The organism is Arthrobacter oryzae (assembly GCF_030812315.1).
Taxonomy (GTDB): Bacteria; Actinomycetota; Actinomycetes; order Actinomycetales; family Micrococcaceae; genus Arthrobacter; species Arthrobacter oryzae_B.
The window spans coordinates 42,791-52,028 of the sequence record NZ_JAUSSM010000020.1; the positions used below are offsets into that span (position 1 = coordinate 42,791).

Sequence of the window (9,238 nt, forward strand, 5' to 3'; positions counted from 1 at the left end):
TACCTGCCAGTTCGCGCGAGCATACTGAGCCGGACCGTCCTGACCCGGACCGCCGTCCTTGCGTTCGCCGTCGTGGTCCTCTTCGCCGTCAGCGTGCTCCTGGGCAGTTACACCGTCACGATCCCTGACTTCTTCAAGATCCTGTTCGCCCACCTCACCGGCGGCCAGAAGATCCCCGGTGCCAGCTTCATCGTGATGGAAAACAAGCTCCCCCGCGCGGTGATCGGCACCATGATCGGTGCCGCGTTCGGCCTCGCCGGCGGCCTCTTCCAAACCATGCTGCGCAACCCGCTGGCCAGCCCGGACGTCATCGGCATCAGCTACGGGGCCAGCGCCGCCGCCGTCACGGCAATCGTTGTTTTTGGCGCGTCCGGGGCCGTGGTCTCCGGTGCTGCCCTCGCCGGTGCGTTGGGTGTCGCCGCGCTCATCTACGCCATCTCGCGCGGCGGATCTTTGGGGTCGGGCGGCGGGAACAGCGGCAATGCGGCCGGCAGCCGGCTGATCCTGGCGGGTGTGGGCATCGCCGCCGCACTCCACGCCGTGGTCAGCTTCCTCATGACCCGGGCGGACATCCGCACGGCCGCCGACGCCCTGGTGTGGCTGAACGGCTCCCTTAACTCCGCCAGCTGGGACCGCGCCGGCGTCCTCAGCCTTGCCCTGCTGGTCCTGGTCCCTGCCGTGGCGGCGCTGTCCGGCCCCCTGCGCATCCTGGAGCTCGGCGATGATGCCGCTGCCGGGCTCGGCATCAGGGTCGGCTTTACCCGGCTCGCCGTGGTGATCGTCGCCGTGGCACTCGCGGCAGTGGCGACGGCGGCAGCCGGCCCGGTCGCGTTCGTCGCCTTCCTGGCCGGACCAATCGCCCGCCGCTTCACCGCAAAAGCCAGCCTCCCGGCGTCGGCCTTCGTCGGCGCGCTGATCGTGCTGGCCGCGGACTACTTCGCGGCGAACATCGCTCCCATGCTGCTGCACGGCACCGTCCTGCCGGTAGGCGTGATCACCGGCGCCCTGGGCGCCCCGTTCCTGCTGTGGCTGCTGGTCACTTCCAACCGAAAGGATGCCTGACATGGCTGTTCTGCGCGCCACGGACCTGACCCTCAAATATGCCCAGCGCACCGTGGTTGAAGGGCTGCAGGCGGAAATCCCGGAAGGCAAAGTGACCATGATCGTGGGCGCCAACGCCTGCGGCAAGTCCACCCTGCTCCGCGGGCTGTCCCGGCTGCTGAAACCGGCGGCCGGCACGGTGACACTGGACGGCAGGGACATCCACGCCCGCTCCGCCCGCGACGTTGCCCGGACCCTGGGCCTCCTGCCCCAGCATCCCACCGCCCCGGACGGCATTACGGTCCGCGACCTGGTGGGACGCGGGCGCTACCCGCACCAGGGCTTCTTCCGCAGCTGGTCAACCGACGACGACGCCGCCGTGCAGCGTGCGCTCGAGGCCACCGAAACGCTGGAGCTCGCCGGCCGCAACGTCGACGAACTGTCCGGCGGCCAGCGCCAGCGGGTCTGGATCGCGATGGCACTGGCCCAGGAGACCGAGGTGCTGCTCCTGGACGAACCCACCACCTACCTGGACCTTGCCCACCAGGTCGAAGTGCTGGACCTGATCACGGACCTCAACCGCCAGCGCGGCACCACCGTTGCCATCGTCCTCCACGACCTGAATCTCGCGGCTCGATACGCGGACCACGTGATCGCCATGAAGGGCGGCAGGATCGTGGCCGAGGGCGCCTCGACTGACGTGGTCACCGAGGACCTGGTCCGGGACGTGTTCGGCCTGGACTCGCGGGTGCTCCCCGACCCCATTTCCGGCACACCGCTGATCATTCCGCTCGGCCGGCACCACACTGATTTCCCAAAAGCCGAAACCACAACCCTGGAGTTGGTCCTATGAGGGCAGTTAACAGCAATGCAACCGACGGCAACGCAGTAGACATCAGCCAGGCACGGGCGCGGCGTGCGAATTCGGCCCGGGGGAATTCGGCGGGTGCGAATTCCGCCGTCAGGGACCAGGCGGCTACCGAACCCATGACGCTGGCCTTCGACGTGACGATCACCGCTGTGCAGGAACTCAGTCCCAACTTCCGCCGCGTCACCTTCGGCGGGTACTCCCTGCGCGACTTCGGCGTCCATGGTGGAACCCTGGACCTCCGCATCAAGCTGATGATCCCGTCCCTTGCCGGGGACGGTTCCCAGCTGCCGCTTCCGGTGTTCCAGATGGACCAGGCCGGCTGGTACCGGGAGTGGCTCGCCATGGACCCCGCGACCCGCGGTTCGATGCGCACCTACACCGTGAGGCGGGAACGGCTCGACGCCGTCTACCCCGAGATCGACGTGGACTTCGTGATGCACTTCGACTCCGAGGGCCACGGCGGTCCCGCGGCAAACTGGGCACTGAACGCCAAGCCCGGGGACACGCTCACCATCATCGGACCCAACAACCGGGCCGCGCACTGTGTCACAGCCGAGATCTACTCCGGCATCGAATGGCGGCCGGGCCTGGCCCAGCGCGTGCTGCTCGCAGGCGACGAAACCGCGGTTCCCGCCATCAGCGCGATCCTGGAAAGCCTCCCGGCGTACATGAGCGGGCACGCGTTCCTTGAGGTCCCTGAGGCCGGCGATTTTTTGGACCTGAAGTCGGACGCCGACGTCGAGATCACCTGGCTGGCGCGCGGCGCGTCTATCGGACGCTCACGCCCGCACGGCGAACTCCTGCAGGAAGCCGTCCGCGCCGCTGTTCCCGAGCCGGGCTGGGTCGGCATCAAGTCAGTCGCTGGCGGGGCCGGCCCGGAACCGGAAGATGTGGACGTGGACCAGGACATCCTCTGGGAAACGCCCGCGAGGATGGAGACCGCGGCCATCGCCGCCACGAAGAACCCCGGAATGCCCGCAGGTGCCATGCCGTTCTACGCCTGGATAGCAGGCGAAGCAGGAGTCATCAAGGACCTGCGCCGCTACCTGGTGCGCGACGTCGGCATCGACCGCAAGCAGGTCGCGTTCATGGGCTACTGGCGTCAGGGGAAAGCCGAGCTTTAGCCCTGGCGGGTTCGGTTCGCCGTCGGCGCTCCTTTGCCGTCGCTTAGACACCTCCCGCCGCTTCCCTCGGCCGCGGGCGGCCTCACTGCGCTCTGGTCGGCGATGCGCTCCTTGCAAAGCAGCGCCGCCGGCAGCGCCGTTTCTCACCTTGGGTTAACCCTCCCTTTCCCTGACGGCTTTTTGGGTTGGTTAGGGTGCCGGGGTGGGTTCATTTCCTTTGCTTCCGGACCGGGGAGGGCGGCGGGTCTTTGTTGCCTTGGGGGATTCGTTCACCGAGGGAGTGGGGGACCGCAGCAAGCGGCTGCCCAATGGCGTGCGCGGCTGGGCGGACCGGGTCGCAGAAAAGCTGGCCAAGGCCGAACCGGGGTGGGAGTACGCGAACCTTGCCATCCGCAGCAAGAGGCTTCGCCACATCATCGACGAGCAGCTGGAACCGGCGCTGGCGATGGAGCCCACGCTGGTGACCCTGTACGCCGGCGGCAACGACATCCTCGACTTCGGTACGGATGTTGATGCGCTCATGGCCGACTACGAGACCCTCGTGTCCCGGCTCGCCGCAACGGGTGCCACCGTGGTGCTTTTCACAGGCTTCGACGTCAAGGTGTCCGCTGTCCTGGAGCCCCTGAAGAAACGCAATACCGCCTACAACCGCCGGGTCCGGGAAATTGCGGCCAAGTACAACGCCGTGCTCGTGGACTACTGGTGCTTCGATGCGTTCCATGACCGGCGGATGTGGGATTCGGACCGCCTGCACATGTCCAAGGCAGGCCACAAGTACCTGGCCGCGCAGGTCCTGGACCATCTGGGCGTGCCGCACAAGATCAGTCCCCTGGAGTGGGAACCGCCGGAAAGGCTGAGCCTGCGGGAGTGGGAGCAGCGGCAACGGCGCTGGGTGCACGACTGGGTGCTGCCGCTCTTTGGCCGCAAGCTTCGCGGCGTCACCCTCGGTGACCGACTCAGCCCGCGCTGGCCGGAACCGGTGAAGGTCCCCCGGAAGGGCGGGCTGAAGAAACTGACGGCAAAGCCGCCGCGTGAGACGGCGGCACCAAAGAAGGACTAGCTGTCGAGAAGGTTCTCGAAGCCCGGCGCCACCCTGCCGGCGTGGAATTCCTCGACGTCGAACTCCGCCACCCCGTTCGTGTAGAAGGGGTCCTTCACCAGCGACGCGTCCAGGCTGGCGCGGTCCGCATTCGACAGCAGCAGCGCTCCGGTGCGGGGAATTTTCCGGCCGGCGACGATGAAGATGCCCTGGTCGAAAGCGTCCTGCAGCCACTCGACGTGCGCCTTCAGATGGAAATCGACGATCTCTTCGGGAACCTTATAGGTCAGGGAGACTACGTACATGCGGTCAGCCTACCGGTTCCGCCAATCTAGGATGTATCCATGACTGAACCGCGCTGGCTCAACGCCGACGAACGCCGTGCCTGGCTTGCCCAGCTCAGTATCAATACCTTGCTGCCGGCGGCGCTGGACACGAAGCTGCACGCGGCGGGCAAGCTTTCGCTCTTCGACTACAACGTGCTCGCCATGCTCTCCGAAGCGGAAGGCCGCTTCCTGCCGATGAGCGAGCTCGCCGCCCGTACCAGCGCCTCGCTGTCGCGGCTGTCGCACGTGGTCACCAAGCTGCAGAACCGTGGCTGGGTGGAGCGCCAGCCTCATCCGCGGGACGCTCGTGTCACCACTGCCCACCTGACCGACGACGGAATGGCCACCATCGTGGAGCTCGCGCCGGGCCATGTGGAAGCCGTCCGTTCCCTGTTCCTCGACGCTCTGTCCGAGCGCGACGTCGCTGACCTGGCCCGCATTGGCGAGAAGATCGTCGGCCGCCTGGATGCCGATCACTGGATTTTGCGCGAGTCCTGACCTGCAACGCCCGTAGTGTTGCTTCCATGGAATCGCCCATCCAGAGCTACTTGCGCCAGGTCCACGCCGAGATCGCCCAGCTTAAGGACGGCAAGCCCTACAGCACCATTCCGGCGATGGCCAACGTGGACCCGGACAACTTCGGCATTGCGCTGGCCACAGTGGACGGACAGGTTTACGAAGTCGGCGATACCCGCACGGAATTCACCATCCAGTCCATCTCGAAGCCATTCACATACGGGCTGGCCCTTGAAGACCTCGGCAGCGACGCTGTGGACGCCAAGGTGGATGTGGAACCCTCCGGTGACTCCTTCAACGAGATCTCATTGGCAGAAGGGACCGGCCGCCCCGCGAACGCTATGATCAACGCGGGAGCACTCACCGCCACGTCCCTGATCAGGGGATCCGGTGGCCAGTCGAGCTTCAAACGGATCCTCAGCACCTACTCGGCATTCGCGGGCCGGCAGCTTTCGGTCAACGAGAAGGTCTTCGAGTCCGAGCTGAAGCACGGCCACCGCAACACGGCTCTGGCCCACCTGCTGCGCTCCTTCAATATCATCGAAGACGACCCGACGCCCGTCCTGGAGGACTACTTTCGCCAGTGCTCGGTCATGGTCAACAGCTTCGACCTCGCCATCATGGCCGCCACCCTCGCGAACGGCGGAAAGAACCCGCTGACGCACCGGCAGGTGCTGGAGATCGGCCCGGTGGAGCGCGTGTTGTCGGTGATGATGACCTCCGGCATGTACGACGACGCCGGGGCCTGGATCAGCAGTGTGGGCATGGCCGGAAAGAGTGGTGTTGCCGGCGGGATCATCGCGGTCCTTCCGGGTCAGGTGGGGCTGGCAGTCTACTCGCCGCCGCTCGATGAACACGGCGGCAGCGTCAGGGGCCTGGCCACTGCCCAGCGGCTTTCCCGGGACATGGAGTTGCACTTTGTGAGGGCTGCGCGCACCGGCCGTTCGGCCATACTTGCCGCCTACGACGTCACTGAAACACCGTCGGGCATCCGGCGCAATGCTGAAGCGTCCGATGTTCTCCGCGCCCACGGGAACCGGGCGCGGGTGATCGAACTCAACGGCGACCTCCTCTTTGCCGGGTCCGAATCCATGGTGCGCGAGCTCAGCGGCCTGGACGACGACGTCGAGCTCGTGGTCCTGGATTTCCGCCGGACCGATCAGGTCAGCGATGTGGCGCTGCGCCTGCTGGAAAAATCCCGGGAAGGGCTGTCCGACGCCGGCCGCGATTTGGTGCTGATCGAGGCGGACGGGGCGGTGGCGGAGTCCCTTGGCGGGGCTGTGCCCTCCTTCTCGTCCCGAAGCGCCGCCGTCGAATTCTGTGAAAACCGGCTGCTGGCGAAGTACGGTGACCGGCTGCTGCTCCGGGACCACGTGCCGGTCACGGACTCGCCGGCGCTGGCGCCGCTCGATGAGGCGGACGCGCTGGCACTGCAAAGCCTCATGACGGCGAAGAAGTACGACGACGGCGACGTCATCCGCCGCATCGGACTGCGGTTCGGCGGGGTCTACTTCATAACCTCGGGCAAGGTGAGCAGCACGTCGCCCGGACCCACGTCGGACCGGGTGAAGCTCAACACCCTCAGCGCCGGCATGACATTCGGCGAGCTGGCCCTGGGTAGCGGCAACAGGCAGGAAACCACGGTCAGGGCGGACGGCCCCGTGGAAGTGATGGTGCTCAGCGCCGAGGCAATCTCCGACCTTGAATCCACTGACCCCAGGCTGGCCATCGCCCTGTGGAAGGCCCTGACCCGTGACGCCTACACACGCGTGGAACAGTACCTGCGGGAATCGGCGGTCCGGATCCGCAGCTAGCCACCGCTTTGTTGCTCCCGGCAACAGGTGGCAGACTATCGATATGGATTTTGCCGCCCGCTATGTAGCCTTGGGAGATTCGTTCACGGAAGGCGTCGGCGACGACGATCCTGCCCGCCCGAACGGCGTTCGGGGCTGGGCAGACCGGGTAGCTGAGCAGCTCTGCGCCGCGGACCCGTCGTGTGGCTACGCCAACCTCGCCATCCGCGGCAGGAAGCTCCGGCAGATCATGGCCGAGCAGGTGGACGCCGCCGTCGAACTTAAACCCACTCTGGTGACCATTTATGCGGGGGCCAACGATATCCTCCGCCCCAAGATCGACATCGACGACCTCTTGGCGGAGTACGACGCCGGCATCCGCAAGCTGAGTGCCACCGGCGCCACTGTGGTGATGTTCACGGGCTTCGACGCCCGCGGCTCCAAGGTCTTTGGCACCATGCGCGGCCGGACCGCCATCTACAACGAACTGGTGCGCGGCATCGCGGGCGATCACGGCGCCCTGCTGGTGGACTACTGGCGCTTCAGCGAATACTACGACTGGGGAATGTGGGCCAAGGACCGGATGCACATGTCTGCTGCCGGTAACGCGAACATGGCCAAGAGGGTGCTGACGGTCTTGGAGCACGATCACTCCATCGATGTGCCGCCCATGACACCTGTTCCCGAGATGAGCCGGGCCGATGCCATCCGCGCGAACGCGCGCTGGGTGCGGGAGTTTGCGGGACCGTGGGTGGTCCGCCGGGTCACAGGCAAGTCTTCGGGCGACGGCCTGCTGCCGCGGTACCCGGCGCTCACCCGCCTCTAAGCTGGCCTGCCCGGCGTGTGAGGCCGGCGGGCTTATACACCCCCGGGCGGCATTGATGGTTACCCGATTGGCCTTTAATTAGTCAAGCTCGTAGACTTGGTAGGCGCTAGGTGGCGCGGAGCGTGTGCAATTGCTCCGGTTGGCGGGATCTGTCCTCAATGATGGCAGTCCTCAAGGCCGGTAGTTAGGGGCTCAAGTTGCGTGCACTCCTGTATTCGCCCAGCATCCCGGTACTTCGCAGTGGATTCCTCTGCCCGGTATTCGTGGCCAATCATCTTCGCCGCAGTGCGGAAAACAGCCGGCTTTTGCCGGATGTCCACCCCTGCGGAACACCGGACATGTGAACGCTGGATGCGGACGCCGCCTGTCGCACGGTACGCGGAACGCTGCGGACCGTTTCATTTATTTTCATGAGGAGAGTCGTCATGGCAGCACACTGCCAGGTGACCGGAGCCGAGCCGGGCTTTGGACACAGCATTTCGCACTCGCACCGCCGCAACAAGCGCCGGTTCGACCCGAACATCCAGAAGAAGCGCTACTGGGTTCCGTCCCTGCGCCGTAATGTCACCCTGCAGGTCTCTGCACGTGGCATCAAGACCATCGACGTGCGTGGCATCGACGTAGTCGTAGCCGCCATCCTGGCACGAGGAGTGAAGCTCTAATGGCTAAGGACAAGGACGTACGTCCGATCATCAAGCTCAAGTCGACCGCTGGCACGGGTTACACCTACGTCACGCGCAAGAACCGTCGTAACGACCCGGACCGCATGGTTCTGAAGAAGTACGACCCCCGCATCCGCAAGCACGTCGAATTCCGAGAGGAGCGCTAAGCACTATGGCTAAGAAGTCAATGATCGCTAAGAACGAACAGCGTAAAGTCATCGTCGAGCGCTATGCTGCAAAGCGCCTCGAACTGAAGAAGGCCCTGGTTGACCCCAACTCAACCGACGAAGCACGCGAAGCTGCACGCCTCGGCCTGCAGAAGCTGCCCCGCAACGCCTCCCCGGTACGTCTGCGTAACCGCGACATCATCGATGGCCGTCCCCGCGGTACCTTCCAGAAGTTCGGTATCTCCCGTGTTCGCTTCCGCGACATGGCTCACCGCGGTGAGCTCCCGGGCATCACCAAGTCTTCCTGGTAATTCAACACTGCTGCTAAGCCAGCACTGCTGATTCCAGTGGTCTAAGAAGGGCCGGCAACCTCACGGTTGCCGGCCCTTCTTGCGTTTAGGCCCGGCTGACGCTGCCGAACAGGGTGTAGTGCGACGCCGCCGTACCGGGTTGCGCCGGCGGGTCCCGTGCGGTGACGGAGCCCACAGAGACCAAGAACGACGACGGCGCCGTGGAAGTGCCTCGCATGCCCCATCTGGGCCCGGATTGGCGGGGGTTTGGCACCTATACCGGGGAGGGTTTGCGGCAGGGCCAAAGTAGGTGTATTGTTTTCTAAGTCGCCGAGAGGGGGCCGGCGAGATGCTGGTTACCGAAGGCGGCCAAACCCCTTCTAAACAGCCTGAAAAATGGTTCGCCACTTGGCGTGCTGTGCAAGGGTGGGGATGGTCTTGATGACCGGCGGATCGCGGAAACGTTGATTTGCTTTGAGTCTTGAAACCGGGTAAGTTTGGAAAGTTGCTCCGGAGCGATCCGCGACCGAGTTGTTGGTTGTGGTGGTGCCGGGTGTGTCTGTTGTTTGAGAACTCAATAGTG

At 65.3% G+C, this 9,238-nt stretch carries 13 protein-coding genes; 10 read left to right on the forward strand and 3 right to left on the reverse strand.

Going from position 1 to position 9,238, the window contains the following annotated elements; all coding sequences use genetic code 11:
- The first annotated feature begins 3 nt into the window (after positions 1-3).
- From J2S97_RS22815 to J2S97_RS22830, 4 genes are all read left to right on the forward strand, one after another.
- A complete protein-coding gene (locus tag J2S97_RS22815) occupies positions 4-1,062 on the forward strand; it encodes a FecCD family ABC transporter permease (protein WP_373460643.1) in 1,059 nt (352 codons plus the stop codon).
- 1 nt (position 1,063) lies between these two features.
- Positions 1,064-1,894 (forward strand): ABC transporter ATP-binding protein, encoded by an 831-nt coding sequence (locus J2S97_RS22820; protein WP_307052213.1) that lies wholly within the window; start codon positions 1,064-1,066, stop codon positions 1,892-1,894.
- Between the two features lie 134 nt (positions 1,895-2,028).
- Positions 2,029-3,036, forward strand: a complete 1,008-nt coding sequence (locus J2S97_RS22825) for a siderophore-interacting protein (protein WP_307052224.1) — start codon at positions 2,029-2,031, stop codon at positions 3,034-3,036.
- A 202-nt stretch (positions 3,037-3,238) separates the two neighbouring features.
- Positions 3,239-4,096 (forward strand): SGNH/GDSL hydrolase family protein, encoded by an 858-nt coding sequence (locus tag J2S97_RS22830; RefSeq protein ID WP_307052214.1) that lies wholly within the window; start codon positions 3,239-3,241, stop codon positions 4,094-4,096.
- Here the strand turns inward: J2S97_RS22830 and J2S97_RS22835 are convergent.
- Complete coding sequence (locus tag J2S97_RS22835; RefSeq protein WP_307052215.1) at positions 4,093-4,380, reverse strand: YciI family protein; 288 nt, start codon at positions 4,378-4,380, stop codon at positions 4,093-4,095. The two genes, J2S97_RS22830 and J2S97_RS22835, sit on opposite strands and share 4 nt — an antisense overlap.
- 39 nt (positions 4,381-4,419) lie before the next feature.
- Between J2S97_RS22835 and J2S97_RS22840 the strand changes: the two genes are divergently transcribed.
- From J2S97_RS22840 to rpsN, 6 genes are all read left to right on the forward strand, one after another.
- Positions 4,420-4,899 carry a MarR family winged helix-turn-helix transcriptional regulator gene (locus tag J2S97_RS22840; protein WP_307052216.1) on the forward strand — a complete coding sequence of 160 codons (480 nt, stop codon included), beginning with the start codon at positions 4,420-4,422 and terminating at the stop codon, positions 4,897-4,899.
- Positions 4,900-4,925: 26 nt separating this feature from the next.
- Positions 4,926-6,731: a glutaminase A gene (glsA, locus tag J2S97_RS22845; protein ID WP_307052217.1), complete on the forward strand. Its 1,806-nt coding sequence runs from the start codon at positions 4,926-4,928 to the stop codon at positions 6,729-6,731.
- A gap of 43 nt (positions 6,732-6,774) precedes the next feature.
- Positions 6,775-7,536: an SGNH/GDSL hydrolase family protein gene (locus J2S97_RS22850; RefSeq protein WP_307052218.1), complete on the forward strand. Its 762-nt coding sequence runs from the start codon at positions 6,775-6,777 to the stop codon at positions 7,534-7,536.
- Positions 7,537-7,961: 425 nt separating this feature from the next.
- The gene (gene rpmB, locus J2S97_RS22855; RefSeq protein WP_011693744.1) at positions 7,962-8,198 is read left to right on the forward strand and encodes a 50S ribosomal protein L28; all 237 of its coding nucleotides are present in this window, start codon (positions 7,962-7,964) and stop codon (positions 8,196-8,198) included.
- Positions 8,198-8,365 (forward strand): 50S ribosomal protein L33, encoded by a 168-nt coding sequence (gene rpmG, locus J2S97_RS22860; protein ID WP_011693743.1) that lies wholly within the window; start codon positions 8,198-8,200, stop codon positions 8,363-8,365. Before rpmB ends, rpmG begins: the two co-directional genes overlap by 1 nt.
- 5 nt (positions 8,366-8,370) lie before the next feature.
- On the forward strand, positions 8,371-8,676 hold the full coding sequence (gene rpsN / locus J2S97_RS22865; protein WP_043485315.1) for a 30S ribosomal protein S14: 306 nt from the start codon (positions 8,371-8,373) through the stop codon (positions 8,674-8,676).
- 85 nt (positions 8,677-8,761) lie between these two features.
- Here the strand turns inward: rpsN and J2S97_RS22870 are convergent, their stop codons facing one another.
- A complete protein-coding gene (locus J2S97_RS22870) occupies positions 8,762-8,893 on the reverse strand; it encodes a hypothetical protein (RefSeq protein ID WP_307052219.1) in 132 nt (43 codons plus the stop codon).
- A 142-nt stretch (positions 8,894-9,035) separates the two neighbouring features.
- Positions 9,036-9,238 (reverse strand): hypothetical protein (locus J2S97_RS22875; protein ID WP_307052220.1); only part of this gene is annotated, 203 nt, incomplete at its 5' end.

Excerpts from the sequence above, each read along its gene's own strand:
- rpmB (WP_011693744.1), top strand. The coding sequence starts at position 7,962 with ATGGCAGCACACTGCCAGGTGACCGGAGCCGAGCCGGGCTTTGGACAC.
- J2S97_RS22820 (WP_307052213.1), top strand. The coding sequence starts at position 1,064 with ATGGCTGTTCTGCGCGCCACGGACCTGACCCTCAAATATGCCCAGCGC.
- rpmG (WP_011693743.1), top strand. The coding sequence starts at position 8,198 with ATGGCTAAGGACAAGGACGTACGTCCGATCATCAAGCTCAAGTCGACC.
- rpsN (WP_043485315.1), top strand. The coding sequence starts at position 8,371 with ATGGCTAAGAAGTCAATGATCGCTAAGAACGAACAGCGTAAAGTCATC.
- J2S97_RS22870 (WP_307052219.1), bottom strand. The coding sequence starts at position 8,893 with ATGCGAGGCACTTCCACGGCGCCGTCGTCGTTCTTGGTCTCTGTGGGC.
- J2S97_RS22835 (WP_307052215.1), bottom strand. The coding sequence starts at position 4,380 with ATGTACGTAGTCTCCCTGACCTATAAGGTTCCCGAAGAGATCGTCGAT.
- J2S97_RS22840 (WP_307052216.1), top strand. The coding sequence starts at position 4,420 with ATGACTGAACCGCGCTGGCTCAACGCCGACGAACGCCGTGCCTGGCTT.
- J2S97_RS22825 (WP_307052224.1), top strand. The coding sequence starts at position 2,029 with ATGACGCTGGCCTTCGACGTGACGATCACCGCTGTGCAGGAACTCAGT.
- glsA (WP_307052217.1), top strand. The coding sequence starts at position 4,926 with ATGGAATCGCCCATCCAGAGCTACTTGCGCCAGGTCCACGCCGAGATC.
- J2S97_RS22850 (WP_307052218.1), top strand. The coding sequence starts at position 6,775 with ATGGATTTTGCCGCCCGCTATGTAGCCTTGGGAGATTCGTTCACGGAA.